Source organism: Spirosoma terrae, from assembly GCF_010435915.1.
GTDB classification, from domain to species: Bacteria; Bacteroidota; Bacteroidia; order Cytophagales; family Spirosomataceae; genus Spirosoma; species Spirosoma terrae.
Map to the genome: position 1 here is coordinate 15,580 of NZ_JAAFZH010000021.1, position 24,685 is coordinate 40,264.

General features: G+C 47.7%; 17 protein-coding genes. 13 read left to right on the top strand and 4 right to left on the bottom strand.

The window, feature by feature from the left end; genetic code table 11:
* The first annotated feature begins 240 nt into the window (after positions 1-240).
* A complete protein-coding gene (locus GK108_RS28430; RefSeq protein WP_163954984.1) occupies positions 241-2,655 on the top strand; it encodes a S9 family peptidase in 2,415 nt (804 codons plus the stop codon).
* A gap of 70 nt (positions 2,656-2,725) precedes the next feature.
* Here the strand turns inward: GK108_RS28430 and GK108_RS28435 are convergent, their stop codons facing one another.
* Both GK108_RS28435 and GK108_RS28440 read right to left on the bottom strand, forming a co-directional pair.
* Positions 2,726-5,302 carry a T9SS type A sorting domain-containing protein gene (locus GK108_RS28435; RefSeq protein ID WP_246225247.1) on the bottom strand — a complete coding sequence of 859 codons (2,577 nt, stop codon included), beginning with the start codon at positions 5,300-5,302 and terminating at the stop codon, positions 2,726-2,728.
* A 230-nt stretch (positions 5,303-5,532) separates the two neighbouring features.
* Positions 5,533-6,027: a hypothetical protein gene (locus tag GK108_RS28440; protein WP_163954985.1), complete on the bottom strand. Its 495-nt coding sequence runs from the start codon at positions 6,025-6,027 to the stop codon at positions 5,533-5,535.
* 553 nt (positions 6,028-6,580) lie between these two features.
* On the opposite strand from GK108_RS28440, the gene GK108_RS28445 reads away from it, so the two are divergent.
* The 10 genes from GK108_RS28445 to GK108_RS28490 all read left to right on the top strand — a co-directional run bounded on the left by GK108_RS28445 (position 6,581) and on the right by GK108_RS28490 (position 18,805).
* Positions 6,581-9,181, top strand: coding sequence for a hypothetical protein (locus GK108_RS28445; RefSeq protein WP_246225249.1), 2,601 nt, complete (start codon positions 6,581-6,583; stop codon positions 9,179-9,181).
* A gap of 99 nt (positions 9,182-9,280) precedes the next feature.
* Positions 9,281-10,021 (top strand): peptidase, encoded by a 741-nt coding sequence (locus GK108_RS28450; protein WP_163954986.1) that lies wholly within the window; start codon positions 9,281-9,283, stop codon positions 10,019-10,021.
* Between the two features lie 81 nt (positions 10,022-10,102).
* Positions 10,103-10,933 (top strand): transglutaminase family protein, encoded by an 831-nt coding sequence (locus GK108_RS28455; RefSeq protein WP_163954987.1) that lies wholly within the window; start codon positions 10,103-10,105, stop codon positions 10,931-10,933.
* 121 nt (positions 10,934-11,054) lie between these two features.
* Positions 11,055-12,449, top strand: coding sequence for a phosphoglucosamine mutase (gene glmM / locus GK108_RS28460; RefSeq protein WP_163954988.1), 1,395 nt, complete (start codon positions 11,055-11,057; stop codon positions 12,447-12,449).
* A gap of 765 nt (positions 12,450-13,214) precedes the next feature.
* On the top strand, positions 13,215-13,730 hold the full coding sequence (locus GK108_RS28465) for a putative immunity protein (protein WP_163954989.1): 516 nt from the start codon (positions 13,215-13,217) through the stop codon (positions 13,728-13,730).
* Between the two features lie 217 nt (positions 13,731-13,947).
* Positions 13,948-14,304, top strand: a complete 357-nt coding sequence (locus GK108_RS28470) for a YtxH domain-containing protein (protein ID WP_163954990.1) — start codon at positions 13,948-13,950, stop codon at positions 14,302-14,304.
* A 339-nt stretch (positions 14,305-14,643) separates the two neighbouring features.
* Positions 14,644-16,803, top strand: coding sequence for a xanthine dehydrogenase family protein molybdopterin-binding subunit (locus tag GK108_RS28475; RefSeq protein WP_163954991.1), 2,160 nt, complete (start codon positions 14,644-14,646; stop codon positions 16,801-16,803).
* A 43-nt stretch (positions 16,804-16,846) separates the two neighbouring features.
* Positions 16,847-17,299, top strand: a complete 453-nt coding sequence (locus tag GK108_RS28480; RefSeq protein ID WP_163954992.1) for a (2Fe-2S)-binding protein — start codon at positions 16,847-16,849, stop codon at positions 17,297-17,299.
* A 115-nt stretch (positions 17,300-17,414) separates the two neighbouring features.
* The gene (locus GK108_RS28485; protein WP_163954993.1) at positions 17,415-18,062 is read left to right on the top strand and encodes a DUF2490 domain-containing protein; all 648 of its coding nucleotides are present in this window, start codon (positions 17,415-17,417) and stop codon (positions 18,060-18,062) included.
* A gap of 41 nt (positions 18,063-18,103) precedes the next feature.
* Positions 18,104-18,805, top strand: a complete 702-nt coding sequence (locus tag GK108_RS28490; RefSeq protein ID WP_163954994.1) for a hypothetical protein — start codon at positions 18,104-18,106, stop codon at positions 18,803-18,805.
* A 111-nt stretch (positions 18,806-18,916) separates the two neighbouring features.
* Here GK108_RS28490 and GK108_RS28495 read toward each other — a convergent pair whose 3' ends face one another.
* Together GK108_RS28495 and GK108_RS28500 are read right to left on the bottom strand one after the other, a co-directional pair.
* Positions 18,917-19,450, bottom strand: a complete 534-nt coding sequence (locus GK108_RS28495) for a DUF2911 domain-containing protein (RefSeq protein WP_163954995.1) — start codon at positions 19,448-19,450, stop codon at positions 18,917-18,919.
* Between the two features lie 109 nt (positions 19,451-19,559).
* Positions 19,560-22,076 (bottom strand): glutaminase family protein, encoded by a 2,517-nt coding sequence (locus GK108_RS28500; RefSeq protein WP_163954996.1) that lies wholly within the window; start codon positions 22,074-22,076, stop codon positions 19,560-19,562.
* A gap of 304 nt (positions 22,077-22,380) precedes the next feature.
* Between GK108_RS28500 and GK108_RS28505 the strand changes: the two genes are divergently transcribed.
* Complete coding sequence (locus GK108_RS28505; protein ID WP_163954997.1) at positions 22,381-23,592, top strand: parallel beta-helix domain-containing protein; 1,212 nt, start codon at positions 22,381-22,383, stop codon at positions 23,590-23,592.
* Positions 23,593-23,595: 3 nt separating this feature from the next.
* Complete coding sequence (locus GK108_RS28510; RefSeq protein ID WP_163954998.1) at positions 23,596-24,633, top strand: SO2930 family diheme c-type cytochrome; 1,038 nt, start codon at positions 23,596-23,598, stop codon at positions 24,631-24,633.
* Positions 24,634-24,685: the final 52 nt, after the last annotated feature.

Genomic DNA, 24,685 nt, shown 5'->3' on the forward strand with positions numbered 1-24,685 from the left:
TAAGGCAAGATACCATCTTTCTGCAAACTAGTAGTAGTCTGGCTTATCATATTCATAAAACTTCATGAAACACGTAATTCCTGACAAGGAATACGTAGCAATCCGCCCAGTTTCACGGATTGGTCAAAAGATTCTTTAGTCTCTTTCGCTACTACGGTATATCGTTAATGAGTTTATAATTAATTTGAGCCTTACAATCTGAATCTGTGTGCTTTCATGACAAAAACTACTCTTCATCACATGCGTAGTAGGTACCCATCACTCCTCATTACGTTGATTTCAGGGCACCTTCTTGCCCAACCGCAACCCACCAAACCCGCTGGTACGCCGGACCGAATGCAACTCACCGTCGAAACCATTATGCAGGATCCCAAGGTTTGGATGGGAACATCACCGTCTAACCCCTACTGGTCCGATGACTCGAAAACGCTGTATTTCGACTGGAATCCCGAGCGGGCCAAAAGCGATTCTCTGTACAAAATCTCGTTCACAAGTGGCAAAACCCTCACGGCTACCAAACCGCTGAAGGTCAGCCCCACCGAGCGTCGGGCCTTACCTACCGAACCGATCTCGGCCTTCAATCGCGCCCGTACGCAGCGCCTGTTTGAAAGACAAGGCGACGTATACTGGCTCGACGTTAAAACGGGTCGTATTCGGCAGCTTACCAATACGGTCGAATCCGAAAGTAACCCTGTTTGGTCGGGCGATGAACAACGGGCTATTTTTCGACGTAGCAACAATCTGTTCAGCATTAATCTGCAAACGGGCGAACTGACTCAGCTGACCGATTTCAGACCAGGAGCTAAAAAAGCAGACCCCAAACTGACCGACTCCGAAAAGTTTTTAAAACAAGACCAACTGCGGCTATCGACCGTTTTAAAGGAACGCAAAGATAAGAAAGATGAAGCCGACCGAATCAGTAAAGCCGACCGACCGAAACGTCCGAAAGAAATCTATCTCGACGACAAAATGCTGTCGATTCCGCAGGTCAGTCCTGATGGCAAATTCATTACGTATCGCCTGGCGAAGAGTCCAACCAATGCTAAAACCGCGCAGGTGCCTAACTACGTAACCGAATCGGGTTATACGGAAGAACTGTCTGCCCGGACAAAAGTTGGCTCTCCACTGCCGAGCTACGAATTTTTCGTGTACGACGTAGCAAAAGACACGGTTCGGACTGTCAGTACTAAAGATATTCCGGGCATAGGCGATAAACCCGACTATCTGAAAACAACCGCCAAGGCGAAAGCCGATACCGCTAAAAAATCGCGGCCAGTCGTTGTCAGTACGCCTGTCTGGTCAGAAGATGGCAAAGTGGCCGTGGTGGTCGTTCGTTCGCAGGACAACAAAGATCGCTGGATTATGCGGTTCGATCCGGAAGCCCTCAAACTGACGCTGCTCGATCGTCAGCACGACGAAGCCTGGATCGGCGGACCTGGCATCGGCAATCAGAACTCCCCCGGCAATATGGGCTTTCTAGCGGATAATCAAACCTTGTGGTTCCAGTCAGAAGCCGATGGCTATTCCCATCTCTATTCGATCAATGTCCTAACGGGTAGCTCAAAAAAGCAACTCACTTCGGGCAAGTTTGAAGTGCAACAGGTTCTATTATCGAAAGACAAGTCTCATTTCTTCCTGCAAACCAACGAAGTACACCCTGGCGAACAGCATTATTACCGGATGTCGGTCAACGGTGGCGAACGCGTTCGGCTAACGACAATGACCGGCGCCAATGAGGTTACCTTGTCTCCCGATGAAACTCGGCTGGCCATTCGCTATTCGTCAAGCAATCAGCCCTGGGAGCTATACGTAGTCGAATTGAAGGAAAAAGGAAAAAGTGAACCGTTAAAACTGACCAGTTCCCAAACCGACGCCTTCAAAAGTTACCCCTGGCGCGAACCAGCCGTCGTGACTATTCCAGCCCGTGATGGCCAAACCATTTACGGACGACTCTACAAACCCCAGAATCCATCGGGAAAGACGGTGGTTTTTGTCCATGGAGCCGGTTATCTGCAAAATGCTCATAAGTGGTGGAGCCAATATTTCCGGGAGTATATGTTCCACAACCTACTGGCCGACAAAGGGTATACCGTACTGGATATTGACTATCGGGCTAGCGCGGGTTACGGTCGCGACTGGCGGACGGGAATTTATCGACATATGGGCGGTAAAGACTTAACCGACCATGTTGACGCCGTTAAATGGCTCGTGCAGAATCATGGCGTCGATGAAAAACGGATTGGCTTATATGGTGGATCGTATGGCGGTTTCATTACGTTAATGGCCATGTTCACCACGCCCGACGTATTTAAGGCAGGGGCAGCGCTACGTCCCGTAACTGACTGGGCGGCCTACAATCATGGCTACACGGCCAATATCCTAAACGAACCGCAGAGTGACTCCCTCTCCTATCGCCAATCGTCGCCGATTTACTTCGCTGAAGGCTTAAAAGGGCACCTATTGATCTGCCACGGTATGGTCGACGTGAACGTGCATTTTCAGGACACTGTCCGACTATTGCAGCGGTTGATCGAACTTCGTAAAGAGAACTGGGAAGTTGCCGCCTATCCAATGGAAGATCACGGGTTTGTAGAACCAACCAGTTGGATGGACGAATACAAACGAATCTTAAAATTATTTGAGGAAAGACTGTAAGGGTAGTTGACTAGTTTCACTCTATAACTAAAAAGGAGCTTGTTGCGATAGACAAGCTCCTTTTTAGTTATTACTGAACCAGTACACGAATAACCGATTTTCGATCACCCGCTTCGGCTTTTAATAAATATAAGCCCGATGAAACGCCCGATAAAGTCCACTCAGCCTGTTGCTTGCCCGTAAACGCAGGCATCTGATAATCGCCTACTACACGGCCTGTTCCATCCAATAACTGCAATTGTATAGGCTGCCGCTTCGTCTGCTCAATTTCGATTCGTAATTTATCGACTATTGGATTCGGCACCACACGTATCGACAAATCGCCCACGGGCTCAGTTGCCGTTAAAATAAACGTCAGCATATTCGACGGTAGCGAAGCACAGCCGCCCTGCGTAACAACAACGTAATAGCTACCACTCTGAAAAGGCAGTAATGTTGGCTGATTGGCATTCGGCACCGGTTTTCCGGCGCTGGTATCCACCTTAACGTACCACTGAATACCGGTCAATACGTCAGCAACCGACAACGTAGTGCTCGTTTGGGTTATAACGGGTTGGGGCGGGATTGGTGCCAGAGCCGAAATAGTAACAAACGTTGTCTTTGTGGCGCAGCGGTTACTATCCAGCACACTAACAGTATAGGTTCCTTCGGCAAGTCCTTTTTGCGACTGCGTCCTAGCCTGAAGCGTGTCTCGCTGTTCCGTTTGCCAGTAGAACGTAAACGGTTTTGTCCCGCCTGTTACCTGAACAGTTGCTTCGCCATCACGCCCACCCGCACAGGCAACATTTTTGATGGTTCCCGGCGAAAGCGACAAAGCAGCGGCATCCGTAACAACGGCTGTAACCGAATCCGTACAGCCAACCTCGTCTGATACCCGGAAGCGGTACGTACCCGGTGGCAGGCTAGGAAACTGATTACTCGCCTGATAACCACGGCCAATTAGCTGGAACTGCCGGCCTGTGCCCGTACCTCCGCCACTGGTAAGCGCTACGCTGCCCGTTGGGCACACACAACACGTTGCGGCAACAGTTGAAGCCTGTACTTTTAGTGGGTCGGCCTTGCCAATCGTTACGGGTAAAAGAGCCGTACAGCCATTTGAGTCGGTTCCTACGACGGTATAGTTTCCCATCGCCAGGTTTTTGAACAGGTTACTTTTCTGCGGGGCCGCCGTGGTCGTTAGCTGGTATTGTACAGAGCCCGTTCCGCCACCCGGCGTCAACGTAATAGACCCGCTATTGTCTCCGAAGCAATTAACCGGTATCACAGCCGCCGTTAAGGATAGTGTACGAGGCTCCGAAACAACAAACGCTTTGGTTCCCAGGCAGCCGTTGCCATCTTTTACTGTAATTTCGTAAGTCTTTGCCGAAAGCCCCGTAAACAATGTTCCTGCCTGAAATGGCCCGGTTCCCAGTTGGTACTGATACGCTCCCGTGCCCCCCGTGCTCGATACGTTAATAGTCCCATCTGAAGAACCTGCACATTTTGGCAAAGCAATGGTTGCTTTTATGTCGAATGATTGAGGAGCCCCAATCACAGCCGTTTGCGACGTAGTACATCCCACACCATCAACGGCTGTTACTACGTAGGTACCTTTGTCTTTCAGATCCAGAAAACTTTCTCCTGTTTGCAGTGGTCCGCCATTAATCTGAAAACGATAAGGCGAATTGCCTCCGCTTGCGGCCACCAGTATACCCCCATCCGATCCGCCCGAACACTTGGCATTTACGGCCTTGACCGTTAGTGTTAACGGCTTGGGATCAGTGATCGTTACGGTCGTCTGAGCACTACAGCCAATAACATCTTTTACAGAAACCTGGTACGTACCGGCTTTTAGATTCGTGAAAATATTTGATTCCTGCCCGCCCTGACCATTCAGCAAATATTGTCTTGGTCCGGTTCCACCGGTCGACGTAGCAAAAATCTGTCCGGTGCTGGTTCCGGCGCAGAGTGCCGGACTTGGCGTTGCGCCGATGGTTACTCCCGGCGAGAGCAGGAGTTGTGCTGAAGCGCTATTGACAGTCCCACATTGGTTCGTTAAGGAAACAGCATACGTACCGGCCTGCGATCCCTGTACATTCGCCAGCGACAATCTAGAACCGTTGGCACCGGCTATAGCAGCTCCGTTACGTGTCCAGGTATAGGAAATACCGCTTCCATTAGCCGAAACCTCAAAAACGACTGTTGAATTTTCACAAGCCGACTGCGACACGGGCGATCCAACAATGGATATTGGCTGATTTACGGTGACGGTACTGTTCGCGGTAGCCGTTGTCGTTCCCTGAGGCCCCGTTACTGAACAAGTTGCTTCATACGTAGTTGTTTGGGTTGGTCTTACCGTTATGCTTGCGGTTGTCTGCCCGCTTGCCCATTGGATTTTTCCGGCAGTTGGACAGCCGGCCAAATTCAACGTAGCACTTCCACCCGAGCATATGGCCGCTGTTGCTGGTGTAATCGATAGCGAGATAGTAGCGGTTGGCGCGGCTGAAATAGACGTCACGGCATAAAAATCATTTACGCCTAACGAATCTGGTTTGGTACGTGCTTTGCCTAAGCTACTGGTAGCCATACAAAGGCCTAATGCCCATATGAGTAGTAAGCCTGAATGCCTGAATAAGAAAGAAGAAGTAGAAGGTAAACGAACGCTCATGAACTAACCGATTTAACCACAGAGCAGCAAAGGTACCTCTTTATGCTATGTAACCCACAGTGCCCTTCATTCGTCAGAACGGTTTTTTAGCACAAGGCAACCTGACTGCTATGTACAGACCCTTTTTCTTAGGGTACGGTTCGAAGTGATGGCCTTATCGGCCTGCCGAACGGGAGTCAGCTTTGTTTGTCAATAGAAAACCCGAGTTGCGGCCCGGGTTTCAGATACTGTTAATAAAATAGGCCCCAGTCGTCCGGAGCATCATTGTCTTTATCAAAACCGTTTACCCACTCTACAAACAGCAGGCGAAACTGTTCGATCTCATCGCGCAATACATTCAGATAAGCAGGAGTAGCCAGTTTTTCAGCTTTGCAGTAAGACGTTTGTGCCAGCAACTCGCGAGCGTGCATTTTAATAATCACTGCGTTTTCCATCCGCAACGTATAGAGATCTCCGCCCTCAGCACCCACAATTTTAGGGGCCAGCATCATAGCGTTGGCGAGCATTTGCTCATGCATCATCAACACATCATCCTCCTTGTTGATCGTTTCAACAATGGCCTGAGTGAGTTCCATGATTTCATTAGCTTTCCGTAAGATCGGCAGATTTTTGATCCGTCGATTCTCCGCTTCCATTTCAGCACGAGCTTCTTCAGGATCGTAATCCTCATCAAAACCGTCCCAGTCCATGAAACTATCGTCGTCGTCCTCGTCGTCAAAGTTCATTGCGAATCGGCGAAGGGGTTCATTACCTTCTCATGGACAAAGTAACACAAACCTTTCGCTAAAACAAACCTATATCCTTAAAAACTAACAATGACGTAACGCTACATTCCAACCCATTTACAAGAATAGTCCATTAAGTAACAGCTTGTAAAATGGGGCATTTTACCATATGTAAATCTATACAAATCAAACCGTTACAGTTTTACATCTCAAGTAAATGATGTAGTATAACGAAAAGATATGCTTTCTTTGTTAAGCCACTCAATAAACTAGCCAATCGGATACGTAGCACAGCGCCTTCAAGATTCCCTGAAACGCTCAGTTCATAACCAAATAGCTACCATCTACATACTTTTCCATCAGGACAAACTCTTATAAAGCCTCCATATGCCATTAAGAGACTACAAGCCATCTTTTTAGTTAACGTATTTTACATAAAGCACACCAAATGCCATTAAATAGTATATATAAAAATTATTGAATAATCTATCTGTAGCCATTTGTTCGAAGACAGGATACAGTTTATTTTTGATTAACGATTGCTTTATCCCTCATGAATTTAACGCTAAAACTTATTCGATCTCTACTTCTTGTTGCCTCTCTATGGCTATTTGAGATCTCTCTGGCTACGGCACAACTCAACGTTTCGTTCCCCGTAAACCGAATGATTATTCAACGTAACAATGCCAACCAGGCAGTTGCCCAGATTGCCGGCAGCTACTCCGTTGACATCGACGCGGTGGAAGCACGAGCGGTTGCCCGTGCCCAGGGACAGGGTACTACAACCGGCTGGACAACCATTCAGACAAGTCCATCAAATGGTCAATTTAACGGTACGCTTACCATTATGGGTGGCTGGTACACCCTAGAAGTTCGTGGAAAACGTAACGGCCAGGTCGTAGCCTCGGTATCGGTAGATCGTTTTGGCGTAGGTGAAGTTTTTGCCATTGTTGGTCACTCAAACGCCCAGGGGTCGGCCTGCTTTATTCCAAGTGATAATTACACTATCGATCATTGCCCTACTACGTCAGGAGCTGTCGATGACCGGGTAACGGTGGTGTCGTTAGATCAATCAACGCCTGAGTTTCAGCAATATGAGAATACAGCCAATACGCGCTACTTACCAGGTCTTATATTCAGCCAGTTGTCAACCTGGAGCGGTATTTCGCCGTTCGCAAGAATGTCTTGGTTCTGGGGGCGTATGGGCGATAATCTGGTTCAGCGTATTCAGGTACCGGTCCTTTTCTACAACGCGGGGTTTGGTGGTTCCAATATGGAACAAACCTACAAAGCTGCCTACGACATTCCTTTCGATCATGGCTTCATCAAATATTCTATTCGGATGCCTTACGTAAACATTCGAAATCTGATGAATCTGTACGTTCCCACAACTGGTATTCGAGCCGTTCTTCTTCAGCACGGCGAAAACGACCGGGGCAATCCTACCGACCTGATTGTTTCCCACCATTATGGCGTAATAGACAAAGTACGGCAGGAATTTAATAAGCCTAATTTATCCTGGATCATTGCGCTTTCGTCGTATGCGGGCGGACGCTTTGATAACGTTCGCCAGGCTCAACAGCAAGTCATCAACCGATCGAACTATTTAACCTTTCAAGGCCCTGACCTGGATAATATATCTTCGCTGGAAGATCGCCCGGATGGTATTCACTATTCGCCTTCTGGTCAGGAAAAAGTAGGACTTCTGTGGGCGCAATCGATAACGAACAGTTATTTGCAAACAATGCAACCGTATATGGCCGAAACTCAACCGTTGGCCAGTATTGCCTGTGCAGATGGCAACCAACTAACACTAACCCAACCAGCAGGTTACCAATATATCTGGAACAATGCGGCCAGTTCTCAGGCCCTAACGGTAGGTGAAGGTATTTACTCCGCTCGGTTAATCAACGGGCAGAACAAAGTCCTGTTTTCTCCGCCCGTCGCCGTACCCAGTTCCGTCAGACCGGCCAATCCTACTATTACCACGAGTGGATCAGTATCCTTATGTCAGCCAGGCAGCGTAACGCTTACATCCAGTTATGCGGGTTCGAATGTATGGAGCACTGCCGAATCGACTCGCTCGATCGTTGCACCTTCTACCGGCGTGTTTTCCGTAACGGCCGTAAATCCGGTCTACGGTTGTCGATCCAATGCAACAAGTTTTACTGTCTCGCTCTCGCCAACCGACCTAGCGCTTTCCATTGGTGTCAGTCGTCGGACAGTAGCTGTAGGCGATACAGCTACCTTTTTTATCACAATAACCAACGAAGGTGGTTGCGACGCGGGTGCCGTTACGTTCCAAAACCGACTACCCGACAATATAACCTTTGTATCATCGGCCAATCTGAGTGCGGCTAATGGGATTGTTACGGGTACGCTTACCAACATCCCCGTTGGCCAGTCGATTATACGTCGATACGTAGCGCGGGTAACAGCGCCTGGTACGTATCAAAATGCAGCTCAGTTAACCGCCCAGACCCGGCTGGACCCCGATAGCCAACCGAATTCAGGTACTGCAGACGGACAGGACGACGCAGCTACGGCTGATTTACGTACTACGGCCTCTGGTGGTTCTCTCTACGTATCGGCCAATCCTAATCAAACGCCATTGCCAGCCGTACAGGGCAATCAGCCTGCACCAACATCCGGTAAGGCCGATTTGAGCCTTTCTATGGAAGCTAGCCAGCGTTACGTTACGGTAGGGCAAATTGTGAAGATTACGATTAAGGTAAATAACCTGGGTGCGTTAACTGCGACCAATATTAAAATAAGGAATGATCTACCAACGGGTCTGCAACTTGTTACGCCACTTCCGGCCGGAATGACCGTTAACGGATCAGTGCTAATGGCCTCCATAAATCAGTTGTCCGTAGGCCAGACAACGAGTCTGACATTCAACGCCACTGTGGCTACCACACAAAATACATTCTCAAATGCCGCTCAGGTCTGGTCGGTCGATCAGGCCGATCCCGACAGTACGCCCGGTAATGGCACAACCAACGGAGAAGACGATACGGCCCAGATTGATTTCCGAACAGATAGCAGTACGACCGGAGCGCGAATAGGCACTGCAACATCCTCACCTGCACCGGCTTTACCCAAAATTAACGGCACGGTCCAACATCGGTTTTCCAGAGAAGGCGGCCAATAGCGGGGTCGGTTTTTGAGAAAAGCAACGAACGAATCCAACAAAAATGAGGGCAATCTGTATATTTGTTGACTTTATAAGTTGCTTTTCCCACTGTACAGAATGACGTATTGTTTAGGAATCAAAGTGGCGTCGGGCTTAGTAGCCATTGCCGACAGACGGCTAACCTCCGGCTCCGAAGTGTCATCGAATCGCAAAGTTTCGGTTCATGAAGTCGAAAATCACTCGCTTTTTATCATGACTTCTGGCCTTCGCTCCGTTCGTGATAAAGCAATTACCTATTTTAAAGAAGTAATTGCGGAGCAGGATCGCTCATTTAACAAATTATATAAAGCGGTCAATGCCTTTGGCGAACAGGTAAAGCGGGTTGCTCAGGAAGACAAAGCATCGATTATAGCCAGTGGTCTGAATTTCAACTTAAATGCCATCGTTGGCGGACAGTTGGAAGACGACGAAGAGCATAAGCTGTTCATGCTCTATCCGGAAGGAAACTGGATTGAAGTCGACCAAGGCTCTCCGTTCAAAATTATCGGCAATTCGGGCTACGGCAAACCGCTGCTCTTTCGGAACCTTTCGTACGAAACCAGCATGGAGGAAGCGCTAAAAATTGGCTTTTTGGCCTTCGATGCTACCCGCGTTAGTGCTAATGATGTCGATTATCCGCTAGACGTAGTGATCTACCCGAAAGATAGTTTCCATATGACCGAATACCGGCTGGAGAAAGAAGATATGGATGAAGTCTCCCACCAATGGAGTGCCTTGCTGAGCAATTCTGTCCGGAAGCTTCCGTCCTATTGGATGGACCCTATTTTCAATAAAGTCCGTTCTGTAAAAAATGTATGACTTACGAAGTATGATGTATACTATATGATACGTAGTCATTTTTCATAGATCATACTTCATACGTACTACTTCATCTTTGCCATGCTGCTTCACGTTCGGCACCAATCTGATTACAACTACGATATTCCGGTTGCTCTAGGCCCTCAGACGCTGTATCTGTATCCCCGAACGTATCCCTACCAACGGCTGCTCAATTATAGTCTGGTTATTGACCCTAAACCATCTCGCATTGTCCGAAACATTGATGTTGAGGGCAACGTGCAGCAATTGGTTTATTTTAATCATCCGACCAACTATCTACGCGTTACGGCCGAAATGGAGCTACAGTCCGACGAATTCAATTCGTTCGATTTCGTTCTTTTCCCGTTCGATACACAACGCGTGCCATTCCGATATCCAAAGTCAGAACAAGATCTGCTGCAGCCGTATCTGGAACGGGTTGGGGTTACACACCGAATTGACGACTGGGCCAAGCAACTCGCAGCAAAATCGGGCTGGCAAACCACTTCCTTTCTAATGGCGCTCAACCAGGCTATTCGCGAATTTACGTATGAGGTTCGGGAAGTGGGGGCCCCGTTTCCACCCGAACAAACGCTTACGCAACGTAAAGGCTCCTGCCGCGACTATACAACCTTATTTATGGCAGCATGCCGTAGCCTGGGCATTGCGGCCCGCTTTGTTAGTGGGTATTTATTCGGTAATCCGCAACAGGAACATCAGCTCCACGCCTGGGCCGAAGTGTATTTACCCGGTGCTGGCTGGCGGGGTTTCGACCCCACCGAAGGATCAGTGGTTGTCAATCGGCATATCTTTTTAACCTCAACCGCTAAACCCGAACTGGCCGCCCCTATCAGCGGTACGTTTATCGGCAAGGCTACATCGACGCTACGTTCTGAATTAGTATTTGTATAAATAGACTAAACAATAGGGCAATTTCATGTAAAACGCTATATCTTTTTCGTCACTGGCACGTTTACCTGCAAACTGGCAGCTATCTTTGTAATCTTATCAGAATATTTATCAGACCCATCACGTGGCATTAATAAAGTCTATTTCCGGAATACGAGGAACGATTGGGGGGCGCAGCGGAAACGGACTGACGCCTTTAGATGTGGTTAAATTTACGGCTGCTTTTGGCCAGTGGCTCCGGCAACGGAATCCGTCAAAACAAACCGTAGTTATCGGGCGCGATGGCCGGCTATCAGGCGAAATGATTTCTAAGCTCGTTTCGTCGACCTTACAGGGGTTAGGGCTGAACGTAATCGACCTGGGCTTGTCAACGACCCCAACCGTTGAACTCGCCGTACCCGCTGAAGGAGCAGCCGGTGGCATTATCCTGACAGCAAGTCATAATCCAATTCAATGGAACGCGCTTAAACTTCTGAACGAAACCGGAGAATTTATCTCCGCTCAGGATGGAGCCGACGTATTGTCCATTGCTGAAGAGGAGTCCTTTGATTTTGCTGAAGTACGTAAACTAGGCAGTTATCAACCCGACACCTCATGGCTGCAGAAGCATATCGACATGATTCTGGCTTTGCCACTGGTTGATCGGAACGCGATTGCTACCCGAAACTTCCGGATTGTTGTGGATGCGGTTAACTCAACCGGAGGAATCGCCGTACCGATGTTGCTGGAAGCCCTGGGGGTAGAAAAGATCACTAAACTTCATTGCGAACCAACCGGCCACTTTGCCCACAACCCTGAACCACTGCCTGAAAACCTGCGCGACATCATTAAGGAGATGGAAAAAGGCAATGCCGATCTGGGTATTGTGGTCGATCCAGACGTTGACCGGCTGGCTCTGATCTGTGAAGATGGCTCTCCGTTTGGCGAAGAATATACGCTGGTTTCGGTAGCAGATTTTGTTCTGAAAAACAAGCCGGGCAACACCGTCTCTAACATGTCGAGCACTGTTGCCTTGCGGGACGTAACGCAGAAATACGGAGGCAACCATTATGCGTCGGCCGTGGGCGAAGTCAACGTAGTGGATATGATGAAGGAGCAGGATGCCGTTATTGGTGGCGAAGGCAACGGCGGCATTATCTACCCCGATTTGCATTATGGCCGCGATGCATTAGTAGGTATTGCTCTCTTCCTGACTCATCTGGCTAAGTCCGGCAAATCAGCCTCTATGCTACGCCGAACGTATCCTAACTATTACATTTCCAAGAACAAAATTGAGTTGACCCCCGATATCAATGTCGATGCGGTGCTGGAGAGAATACAGGCCAAATATGCCCGTAATCCAATTAATACCATCGACGGTGTTAAGATCGAATTCGATAAAGAGTGGGTTCATCTTCGTAAGTCGAATACAGAGCCAATCATTCGTATCTATTCAGAATCAGACACCTTGGCAACAGCCGATCATCTGGCTGGCAAAATCATTAACGATATTCGGGAAGTCATTGCCGAAAAACGATAAAACGACTTTACTACTATTCCAATCCCTTGATAGGCCGCTACAAACGTAGCGGCTTTTTTATACTATGAGCGTGCGGATGATTCTTCTGCTACGTTCTGGTGGAAAATTTTGCCTTTCCTACAGCAACGCTCGGCCGTATAATCCGTCGATCCAGATAAAATACAATTTGGCTAGCTGGCGGTATTTATATATTTGCCAGATGTGTTGGATAACTAAAAATATGTAAAGAAAGTATTCTAATATTTACAGCGTCATATAAGTTTGCTGTAAAAGGGAAATAAGTCAATTTTAGAAGTGGCATCAATTATATCTAAGGCTATCCTACACATAATTATAGCCCTAATTAGTGCACTTAGCCTACTTGTAGTACTAGCTTATTGCCATGTCATGGGCATCAATAGTATCCTTGCAAACTTACTTCTAAGGGATCAAGCAAATATTGATTCGGCTAAATCAAGTACAACGTGGTTAGTTTTATTATGCGTTTTTAGTTTCTTAGAGTGGCTTGTCCTAATCTGGCTCATCAATAAATTCAATTACTGGTATGGCAAAGATTGGTTAAAGCCATCCCAAATGTGGATAGCAAGGGTAATAACGTTGACGACAGGTTTTGTAACAGCAGTTTGCATAATTGTTGGTTACCTATCCTTATTCAAAAGTTGACAACTCTCCTTGTTGTATAAGTGGTGTCATGATGACCTAAAGCCTAAATTCAATACAATATAACCCTACTAACGGTTTTGTACGAAACGACAAATACATCCAATGATTTTACCGAAGGAACGCGATTCCCGATTTATAACCATACGGCGTGGTGGAACCTTAACCGATTCCGATCATCAACAGCTTGCTCTATGGGCCGCTACCTGTGCCGAACACGTACTGCATCTGTTCGAAGAAGTCAACCCCGACGATAAACGACCAAGGCAAGCTATCGAAATGACACGGGCATGGGTCAATGGTGAAATCACGATGAAAGAAGCCCACAAAGCGGCTTTTGTAGCAAACGCTGCCGCAAAAGGAATGCCCGACGCTGCCCGGTTTGCGGCATTGGCAGCCGGGCAAGCTGTAGCTGTCGACCACGTAGCAGCACATGAATTGGGCGCAGCGGCCTACGCCATCAGAGCCATTCAGGCGTCAGTGGATAAAACAGAGCAGGAATCAACAAGTCAACAGGAATGTCAGTGGCAACGCGACCAGCTTCCTGATGCTGTTCGTGAACTTGTTCTTGATGATCAGCAATTACGAAATCACCTGTGTTGGTTTGTATTCACGAGCTGATATACCATAAAAAGCCAGATTATACATACCTATGCCCCACCTCAACCTCTATCTTGTAGAAGAATCTCCTCACCATTTATTAAGTTGTTTTATTTGAGCCTCTCCTCTTTACAGCTAACAATATGACCTATAGGTAGTTAGTAAAAATCAATCAATATGGCATACTTTTTATAACGTATTGATCAACTAACAAAAACGAATTCAAACTACCAACGTTATGGGCTTTCTTAGAGGAGTATTAACAGGATTAGCAATAGGTTATCTGACAGCACCCCGCAGTGGCAAAGAAACCAGAGAACGATTATCGCAACGCGCTAACGAACTGCAAGATCAATGGGAAGAAGGCGTTTCAGAAGTGAAATCGCAGATTGACAAGCTTGTTGGCAATGCTGAAAGCAAGGTTGATCAGTATGCTAATCAGGCAGAACAAAAATTTGATCAATATAAGAACGAAGCAAAATCAACGTATAATAGAGAGCGCGCTAAAGCTTCCTATAATGATACTGTCGATGATGCGGCCGACGCAGCTAAATCTGGCATCAATAGTGCTGAAAACGCATTAAAAATTAATTAATAGATCTACAGATAAAGCTGTAAGTTAATTAGTAGGTATAAAGATAGCCCCCTCATTACTAACAAATTTGTTAGTAATGAGGGGGCTATCTTTATACCTACACCACTCTGTGGTTATTACCTATCCCGGATTAAGTATTTTTAAAAAGAAAGGGCCATATATAAACTGATATTTTATTTTTATATATTAGCTTGTAAATAAATAAAAGGAAAAGATGTCACTTTAATCATTCTTCTTGTACGAGAACTTGAATACAAAGCATTGTATCCTTTAAGCAAAAAATAGTATCATTTAGGACAATACCGTGTACACTTATTTCACTCACTAACAGGAATAACCATGGATGAAACCAGTAACATTGACCGGCGCCGTTTTCTTAAAACGAGTGCCGCTTTAAGTGGAGGGTTACTGATGAGTTTTTACTTACCAACGTTTGGTAAGACACCTAAAGTGGCGTCTTCAGCAGCACCCGCTACGTTTGAACCCAACGCTTTTATTCGGATTGGAGCAGACAATAGTATTACGATTATTTGCAACCACTCCGAAATGGGACAGGGGACATATACATCTATGTCGCAACTCATTGCCGATGAATTAGATGCGGACTGGAAAACCATTCAGATTGAATCAGCTCCGTTAGGCGAAGCTTATGCCAATCCCATATTCAAGGCGCAATTGACTGGCAATAGCATGACTGCTTATACAGAATGGGAACGCATGCGAACTGTTGGTGCTTCAGCCCGGTCCATTCTGGTTCAGGCAGCAGCCCGTGCCTGGAATGTAGACCCAGCTAGTTGTCAGACAAAAAACAGCACTGTTATTCACCCTGCCACCAATCGTCGATTTTCGTACGGAGAACTGGTCGACAAAGCAAGTGGGATAACAGCCCCTAACGATGTTAAGCTGAAAAGTACAGCTGACTTTACCTACATTGGGAAACCCGTTAAGCGACTAGATACGCCCGATAAAACAAACGGTAAAGCCATGTTTGGCCTGGACGTTTCTATTCCAGGGATGTTGGTAGCCGTAGTAGCTCGCACGCCGGTTTTTGGTGGTAAACTCAAAAGCTTTAATGCCGATAAGGCCAAAGCGATTCCGGGCGTCCGGCATGTTGTTCAAATTGACCGGGGGGTGGCTGTGGTAGCTGATGGCTATTGGCCTGCTAAACTTGGCAGAGAAGCGTTGGAAATTGAGTGGGATGAAGGTCCGTTTGCTGCACAAAGTAGCGCAACGCAACGCCAACAATACGCGCAAATGGCCAAAACAGCAGGGAAAGTCGCCCAAAAAGAGGGCGATGTTGCCAAGGCCAAGGGCACAAAGACTATCAATGCCGTTTACGAATTTCCTTATCTGGCCCATGCTCCTATGGAGCCTTTAAACTGCGTAGCCGATGTAAAAGATGACAGTTGCGAATTATATCTGGGCACACAAGCGCAAACGTTTGATCAGTTTGCAGCCGCACAGGCTAGTGGGCTCAAACCTGAGCAAATAAAAATACACACCCAACTGTTAGGTGGCGGCTTTGGCCGACGTAGTGTCCTTGACGGACACGTCATCCAGGAAGCCGTTCAGGTGTCAAAAGCGATCAAAGCTCCTGTTAAAGTGATGTGGAGTCGGGAAGACGATATCCGGGGCGGCTATTATCGGACAGTTTCCTATCATAACATTCGGGGAGTGTTGGCAGCATCAGGGCAACCAGCAGCCTGGAGTCATGACATTGTCAATGAATCATTTATTATTGGAACTCCACTGGCGGGCTCTATGGTAAAAGATGGGATTGATGAAATTGCTGTTGAAGGCGCAGCTGAACTCCCTTACGAGATCCCCAACGTGCAGGTTAACTGGCATCAGGCGGTTTCCCCTATTCCAACGCTATGGATGCGTTCGGTTGGGCACTCTTACAATGCTTTTGTTAAAGAAACATTCATCGATGATTTAGCCCGTACGGCGGGGCAGGACCCTTATCAGTACCGGCGAAAACTTCTGGAGAAGCAACCACGTCTAAAACAGGTACTGGAACTGGCAGCCCAAAAAGGCGACTGGGGGAAACCACTACCCAAAGGGCATGCACGCGGCATCGCCGTTCACCATTCTTACTTCAGTTACGTGGCCCAGGTTGCCGAAGTTTCCATTACACCGTCAGGCAAGGTAAAGGTACACCGTGTCGTCTGCGCTGTCGATTGTGGCCCTGTCATCAACCCCGACACTGTGAAGGCACAAGTGGAAGGCAGCGTAATCTTTGGATTAACCTCGGCTTTTTACGGAGAACTTACGTTGGAAAAAGGGCGGATACAGCAACGTAATTTCCACGATTACAAAATGCTACGTATGAATGAAGCCCCCGATGTTGAGGTACATATTGTTCCTAGTACCGATAAAATGGGCGGTATTGGCGAGCCTGCCGTTCCGCCAATCGCCCCAGCAGTAGCGAATGCTCTATTTACGCTAACCGGCAAGCGAATCCGAAAGCTACCTTTCCCGGCAGACGTAAGAGCATAGCTATAAAACCAATCCCATTCACAAAAGATAAGCAATTAGTTGTATGGCGACTTTAACGGTCAATGATAAAAATTACGATGTTACTGTAAGTCCGGATACCCCCCTGTTGTGGGTAATCAGAGAAAATATTGGACTGACAGGCACAAAATTCGGCTGTGGGATGGCTCAATGTGGCGCCTGCACAGTACACATGAACGGCGAAGCCGTTCGCTCTTGCGTAACACCCTTATCACGGGCAGAAGGCAAAAAAATAGTAACGATCGAAGGATTATCGGATGAAGTAGGCAAGCGAGTTCAGCAGGCCTGGATCGACGAAGAGGTTCCTCAGTGCGGCTATTGCCAGAGTGGACAGATTATGGCTGCTGCGGTTCTACTCCGCACTACGCCTAATCCTACTGATACCGATATCGACAATGGCATGAGTGGAAATATCTGCCGCTGTGGCACGTATCAGCGGATTCGGAAAGCCATTCATAAAGCAGCCCAGGCCAAATAGCATTAATGTTAGTCAGATTGGTCGTACACACAGGATTCAGGCTTGTTACTAACCTATGAGGCTAGTATTTATCTATCGCATATGCAGTTGTCTCGCTCTGTTGGTTTGCAACAGATTGGTCAGCGCCCAAGGAGTAGACCCTTACTCGCTGTTTTCGCTTACAGGCGTTTCAACCGCTATTTCAAGCAAAACAAACCTGAACCTATATGGTGTGTACAATCCTTTTGACCAGATTAAAGCTATAGCGGCCATTCCGTTGATTCGGGTTAATAAATATGTTACGCTCTCACCGTCTTGTATGTATGTATCACTGCCCGGCTCCAGAAAAGAATTCCATATTTTAGGAAGTGTTCAACTGGCCTTCCCCCTGGGAAAACACGTCACACTGGAAGACCGGAACATGTGGTGGCACCGCTTTCGCGAGAGCGAATTACCTGATTTAGATTTTTACCGAAACCGATTACGATTTATCTATCAAAAGTCGATGCGCGACAAAACATTGCGGCTGTTTGCTGGCAATGAGTTCTTTTACAGCTTCGACCAAGGTCGCTTTTCACGTAATCGACTCGGTTTCGGTGCCGGGTATCCGCTCGTTAGCTGGCTAACAGCCGAAGCTGTTTATACATGGCAGGTAGACAGAAATCTCCCTAACCGGTCTGTGGCTTTCCTCACATTGACAGTGCCATTAGACCACTACGGGGTTTTCAGACGGCGGTCTCCTAACCCCAGTAAACAAAGAGACAAACAGCTACCTGTTTTTTGACGTAACTCGACTTTCCACAAATCTATTATTCACTTACAGCTATGAAAAGCGGTAGACAAGTACATGTTCAGGGCATAAAGCGAAGCTTATTGCTACTGATTGCCCTGATTTTCTTCATATCAGTGGCCTATCAACAGATAAAACCAGAGCCACAAGCTCCTTCTTCTCCATCTGTACCCCAAAAGGAGATGGCTTACGCGTTCGACTCGAAACCATCGAACCCTAAACCAAAAACCAAAGCGGAGCTACAGCGTGAGAAAGAATCGCGTGAAGCATTTATGGTTGCTTATACCGTATTTATGCACCCACGCTGCATGAACTGCCATCCCAATGGCGACACCCCACTGCAGGGAGAAGATAGCCACCTTCATACTCAGGGTGTAACAAGAGGGCCCGACGGCAAGGGATTATACGCCCTGAAATGCAAAAACTGCCATCAGGATAATAATATCGCGGGTTTAAATATGCCTCCTGGTCAGCCTAACTGGCAGATGCCCCCCGCTCACCTGAAAATGATATTTCAGGACAAAAGCCCTCGTCAGTTAGCGCTTCATTTTAAAGAGTCAAAATTCACAGGCTTTAAAAATCTGGAGCAAATGATTGAGCACGTAGAAAAAGAACCACTAGTGCTTAGCTGCTGGCACCCGGCCCAGGGCCTCACAACACCACCAATCAGCCATGACGAATTTGTGGCCAAAGTAAAAGAGTGGATTGAAAAAGGAGCAGCCATTCCTGTCAATTAACGACTCTGTTACCTACTGTCAATAGTAAAGCTCCTTTGACTAATCTGACTTCTTGAAGCAAGAATCCTGATTAGCCAAAGGAGCTTTTTTAGGTTTTATAAACAGTACTTACTACTGAATTGCAACGGGCACCTCAACGTTTTCCCACTTCAGCACGATGCCTTTGTTGGTAACATCATATAAAAGCCGCTCATTCATCTGCGCTGATTTCTTAGGCTTCGTTGTTACTCTCAGTTGGTCCTGCGCCTGCTCATACTTGAACGCCCCCCACTGATTAGGCACTTTGTTAAAAATAATGGTCCATTCGCTTTCGCCCGGAATAGCAAAAAAACCGTATTTACCCGCGGGCAATTCTTTTCCTTCTACTTTAATGTCTTTGTCGGTTTCGAACGTAGTAGCTTCATTAGCACCAGCACGCCATACTTTTCCATAAGGTGCCAACGTACCACTCGGATCCCAAACTTTCCGCCCTTTCACGGACGGACTACTGTAGTTAATCGTAATAGTAGCTCCTTTTATTTTGCCGGTTGCCGTGGCTGGTGGGCTAGGCCGATTAGCTTTATCGCCCTGAGCCCAGCTCATCATTGTCATCATTACCCCCATCAGTGTCAGGGCAATGGTCCAGTTCATACGCTTCGTAATCATTGTTATTAAAAGTTAGGATTAACGACTAAAATTGGGCAAAGTTTTGGCGAAAACCTTACCCGATGCTGTCTTTTTTAGGAATGGTAACTTATGAGGGATCAACGGATAATCACTTTTTCTTTTTCGCCAACAACCATTGCTCCAGCATCTTAATATAATACCCTCCCACCACAGAGCGAGCCTGGAAACCGACCTGTTTTGCATTGGTTGTTTCGTGCCAGTCGTTAAGCGGTACGCGTGAAGGAGTCTCGTTCGCAAATTTCCAGACAGGCCTTATAAAGGCTTGAAAATCGTCCGGCGACTCCGCTAACGTAGCCGTCCACATAATCCAGTCTGATTTGGTATAGGTTTTTCGACTATCCAATGGTAAGCCGTATGGTTTCTGCTGTTTCAGATAAAAGGCGATTTCTTTCCGGGCGACTTCGGTAGGGAATACGTTCAAGTCCAGCATTTTATCCCAAACGATATTGTACTTCTGGCTCCAGCTGCCAGCAGGTTTATCGAAGGTTAAGGCATAGTGGTCACCATCAGCATCCATCTCCATCCACTTCTTAGCCATTTCGCGAGCTAATGTAAGATGTTCATCCGCCGTTTTCTGGTCGCCCATCATCCCGGCCAATTTCCCGTAACAGGCGATACCGATAATCGCTTTGGCCGACAAATTAGCATTACGGGCCAGGTGCCCCGCAAAATCATCCGTACAAAGCTGGTTGGTCGGATCGAAGCCATCGCGTTTCAGAAAGCTAACCCACTTGGTAAGCGTTGGCCAATGCTCCCGGGCAAACGTAGCGTTGCCGTCAACGTGTGCTGCGGCAGCCGTCAGAATAATCATATTTCCGGCCTCTTCCACAGGCATATCTTCGCCGTATGTCTGCCCGTTAGCCAGCGGATACGTACCCACATCATGCGCCGGGAAATCTTTTTTCCATCTGCCCGACTCACTATAATCGAAAATGAAACGTAGTAAGCCCTTTGCCAGCTCGTTGTTATATAATAGGAACAAGGGAGCCGATGGATATGTAACGTCTACCGTTCCAATCGATCCGTTCGAAAAGTTTTCCTTCGAAAAGAAAAAAACAGGCTCTGTTTTCTGATTGCCTTTCGGCCCGGCTACGATCTTATGGGCAGCAATGGCCTGTCTGTAGGCCAGTACGCACAAATCAGCGTATTCTTTACCGCCAGCTTTTTGCGCATCGGTACGTAGCTTGGCGTCAAAAGCCGTACTTTTTTGCCGAAGCCGTGAATAATCTTTCGCGGCAGTTTGCAGTAGCATCGGCATCGTTGTTTTCCCGTCCCGACACCACCAGGCCCGCAGGTTCTGATTAAAATACTGCACGGAATACAGATCGTCGTAAGCGAGCATCAGGTATTTTTCAACTGGCTTTGTTACGTTGCCCATGTTCAGCACCGTCGCCAACGCTACGTTCTGCGCAACTTCTCCAGCCACTCCTTTAGCCGAACTGGCTAATTGCCCACTGTCAAGAAACGATTGTTTCAACGTAGTGGCGATACCCGACGCAGTTCTAGATTCCGTACTCTGAGGAACCGCCAGATAAGCATACCCCCAGTCGATTCGGATATTGTCTCCTTTTTTCTGCAGAATCGGCTGTTCTTCCGTCCCAATCATTTCGTAAGAAATACCAGACGCCTGACCAGCTTTAGTTACCACTTTTTGCCCGATTGTATTGGTTGCTAACGTACCGGCTTCGCTAAAATAGATTTGTACGGCGTGTGGTTTTTCATCGGCAGACTGCGCACTGAACGTAACATACGTAACGGGTCTTGCCACTACATCGAGTTCGTCCATGAGTAGTGGCGACAGAAAGTTTACAGTCAACTTCACCGGGCCTGCCGTAAACGCATAGTTTGTTTGCGTTGCCGACACGGTTACGTTCGTTTGCTCCGCCGTATTAATCACTGCCGACTTAATGGGCTGCACAATACCTACGTCGATAAACGAACCACCACGAGGACTGACACAATGCACGGCCAGTACGTTTTTTCCGGTACGTAATGCCTGCTGACCAGCTTCAGAAAGCGGCAAATGAATATACTCACTCACGTAGCCCGGCTTCGAAAGTATCTGAACGCCATTCAAATAAACTTCCACATCATCGTCGTGATTGACGACTAGCTGTAAGTTTTTACGATCAGCTTTACCATCGAAAGTGAACTCCCGCCGGATGTAGATATCGTTTGACTCCTGGGTGGCCCATCGAGTACGAGCCTCAGGCGTATCGCCAAACGGACCGGCGCCCGACTTCCATCGCCTGGCGTCAAAATCCGGCTTCTCCCAACCCGTTTCCGGTTTTGTAGTCGTGTATTGAGCCGTATAGGACTGTAATTCAGCGGTGGGTAAAATGGAAGCATACGTAGTGGGAACTGCTCCTAAAAACTGATAAGCCTTACCGTCTACCCGAATCATTCCTTCCAGCGACTGTGGCTTACCTGTCCAGTGGCGAGTAGGTGAATCGGTCAGTTTATCGGTCATACTCCAGACACTGAAGTAGGGATCATGGGTCACGAGTGGATAAGCCGGGGGACGTAGCGTTTGCGCCAACGAGTGACCCGACGTAGCAAAAACCAGAAAAGAAAAAACGGAATAGAATAGAACGTTTTTGTGCATTGATAGCCTAATTTTTAGTGCCGAATAATCAATCCATACTAAAAATCAATTTTGGCGCAGCTTTACTTAGTCAACGCCAGAATTCCTGTAAGCAGATAGCTTTTCTGCTATCAAGATTGCGCCAAAAACGAAGGTAGCTGCACCTTAAAAGATGGTTTCCCTCCATCAGCAATCGGTGTCAGCGTATTCATGTGTATGCAGCCAGGAAGACTTGCAAGTAACTGCAGTTTTACTTAGTTTTATCCGCATGCACCCCTACTAGTCAAGGTGGTCACTTAACAGATTTTATCCTACCCTTTTCCCGATGAAACGAGCCTTACTCCTATTGCTTACTGGGTTCTCTACGTATACGCTGTACGCTCAATCAGCCGTTCAGAAACGCTATCAGACCGAGTTGATCATGGCCGAAGACGGTAGCACGATTCAACTTGATGCGGGTACTTTCACGTTTACAGGTAGTTTATCGCTTCAGGACAAAAAGCGCATCGTAATACGCGGAAAAGGCATCGATAAAACCGTGCTCAGTTTCAAAGGCCAGACCGACGGAGCCGAAGGACTACGTATATCGAATGGAGAAGATATAGTCATCGAAAACCTGACCGTTCAGGACACGAAAGGTGACGGCATTAAAACTATGAATGTGAAAGGAATTACGTTTCGCAACGTAAAAGTTGAGTGGACAGGGCCGCCCAAAGCAGAGAATGGCGGCTATGGTCTGTATCCTGTTCAATGCGATAACGTAGTGATTGACGGCTGTACGGCCATTGGAGCATCTGATGCCGGTATCTATGTGGGACAGTCGCGCGGGATTGTCGTTAAAAACAGCAAAGCGCATCACAACGTAGCTGGTATCGAGATCGAAAACTCACGTAATGCGGATGTGTTCGATAACGAAGCCTATGAGAATACAGGTGGTATTCTCGTATTCGACTTGCCCGATCTGGTCCAAAAACAGGGCGGAAATGTGCGTGTGTTCAACAACTACGTTCACGACAATAATCTCCCGAATTTTGCCCCTGAAGGAAATATTGTCGCCAGCGTAGCGGACGGAACGGGTCTGCTCATTCTGGCCGCCAATGGAGTTGACGTGTTCAATAATCGGTTCATTAACAATCAGAGTATGAGTACGGGTATCATTAGCTACTTGTTTACGCAACGACCCATAACCGACAAAACCTATTACCCATTTGCGACGGCCATATCGATTCACGACAACGTCTACGAACGTAAGGCAGGCCCACCCACCTCGTACGGTCATTACGGTGAGCTTTTTAAAACAATCCTTAAAACTGGTCAGCAGATTCCTCATATTTTTCATGATGGCATTTTTGACCCGGCTACGCTCGATCAAAATGGAATGCCGCTGGCCGGCCGACGTATCTGCATTCGAAACAACAAAAATCAAAGTCTCATCAACCTCGATGCCGGAAGGGATTTCAAAAACATATCCCGCAATGCTACGCCCTACGATTGCCAGTTACAACCACTTAAAGCCGCAATTGTCAACACCCGTTAACGGATGCGCACTTACTTATTAGGAGCCTCTCTGCTGATCCTCTGGCTGACGCTGGTCAGCTGGAAAACGACTGCTGTGCCCGAAAAGCTATCGGACTACGGCTTTTTTGCCGGTAATCTGGCCAATCAACAACCAGCAGCCGACGTTGTTCCCTACACGCTGAATACTCCCTTGTTTTCAGATTACGCGGAGAAACTTCGGTTCGTCAAACTACCGCCAGGGCAGTCTGTAACGTATACCGATACAGCTGTACTGAATTTTCCGGTCGGCACTACGTTGATCAAGACCTTTTACTACCCTCACGACTTCCGCGACCCCACTAAAGGTCGCCAACTGCTGGAAACGCGGTTGTTGGTCCATCAACCGGGTGGCTGGAAAGCGTTGACGTATGTCTGGAACTCCGATCAGACCGATGCCTTGCTGGAGGTAGCCGGAGAAACCAAAACCGTGCAGTACGTAGATGGTCAGGGTTCCACCCGTCAGCATGCCTATATGATTCCTAACCTAAACCAATGCAAAGGGTGTCATAATCGTCAGGAAGTCATGACGCCCATCGGTCCGTCGGTACGGCAACTCAACGGCAATCTGGTCTACGCCGGAGCCGCCAGCGAAGAGAATCAACTGTTGCATTGGCAACGAACCGGTATGCTAACGGGTATGCCTGCGCTGGCCGACTGTCCCAGAACGCCCGTCTGGAGCAAGCCCGAAACGGGTTCTCTCAACGACCGCGCCCGGGCCTGGCTCGACATTAACTGTGCTCATTGCCATAACCCGCAGGGCCCAGCCATGACCTCGGGACTAAATCTGAGTTATCGGGAAACAAACCCTACGGCACTGGGCATTCTAAAGACGCCCGTGGCTGCCGGGCGTGGGTCGGGTGGACACGCCTTCGATATCGTACCGGGCAACCCCGATGAATCAATTCTGATTTACCGACTGCATTCGACGGACCCCGGCGATATGATGCCCGAACTCGGCCGAAAGACGGTACACACCGAAAGTCTGGAGCTGCTCCGAAACTGGATAAAAGCGATGAAATAAGTCGACAATAAGCTCATTGTTAGCCAGCCAGGGCCAAACAGACAGGGCTTTT

What these genes read in the sequence shown, in the direction of transcription:
- GK108_RS28505 (WP_163954997.1), top strand. Translation starts at nt 22,381, where the DNA reads ATGAAACGAGCCTTACTCCTATTGCTTACTGGGTTCTCTACGTATACG.
- GK108_RS28435 (WP_246225247.1), bottom strand. Translation starts at nt 5,302, where the DNA reads ATGAGCGTTCGTTTACCTTCTACTTCTTCTTTCTTATTCAGGCATTCA.
- GK108_RS28430 (WP_163954984.1), top strand. Translation starts at nt 241, where the DNA reads ATGCGTAGTAGGTACCCATCACTCCTCATTACGTTGATTTCAGGGCAC.
- GK108_RS28450 (WP_163954986.1), top strand. Translation starts at nt 9,281, where the DNA reads ATGACGTATTGTTTAGGAATCAAAGTGGCGTCGGGCTTAGTAGCCATT.
- GK108_RS28440 (WP_163954985.1), bottom strand. Translation starts at nt 6,027, where the DNA reads ATGAACTTTGACGACGAGGACGACGACGATAGTTTCATGGACTGGGAC.
- GK108_RS28475 (WP_163954991.1), top strand. Translation starts at nt 14,644, where the DNA reads ATGGATGAAACCAGTAACATTGACCGGCGCCGTTTTCTTAAAACGAGT.
- GK108_RS28480 (WP_163954992.1), top strand. Translation starts at nt 16,847, where the DNA reads ATGGCGACTTTAACGGTCAATGATAAAAATTACGATGTTACTGTAAGT.
- GK108_RS28465 (WP_163954989.1), top strand. Translation starts at nt 13,215, where the DNA reads ATGATTTTACCGAAGGAACGCGATTCCCGATTTATAACCATACGGCGT.
- GK108_RS28455 (WP_163954987.1), top strand. Translation starts at nt 10,103, where the DNA reads ATGCTGCTTCACGTTCGGCACCAATCTGATTACAACTACGATATTCCG.
- GK108_RS28470 (WP_163954990.1), top strand. Translation starts at nt 13,948, where the DNA reads ATGGGCTTTCTTAGAGGAGTATTAACAGGATTAGCAATAGGTTATCTG.
- GK108_RS28495 (WP_163954995.1), bottom strand. Translation starts at nt 19,450, where the DNA reads ATGATTACGAAGCGTATGAACTGGACCATTGCCCTGACACTGATGGGG.
- GK108_RS28510 (WP_163954998.1), top strand. Translation starts at nt 23,596, where the DNA reads ATGCGCACTTACTTATTAGGAGCCTCTCTGCTGATCCTCTGGCTGACG.
- GK108_RS28490 (WP_163954994.1), top strand. Translation starts at nt 18,104, where the DNA reads ATGAAAAGCGGTAGACAAGTACATGTTCAGGGCATAAAGCGAAGCTTA.
- GK108_RS28445 (WP_246225249.1), top strand. Translation starts at nt 6,581, where the DNA reads ATGAATTTAACGCTAAAACTTATTCGATCTCTACTTCTTGTTGCCTCT.
- GK108_RS28500 (WP_163954996.1), bottom strand. Translation starts at nt 22,076, where the DNA reads ATGCACAAAAACGTTCTATTCTATTCCGTTTTTTCTTTTCTGGTTTTT.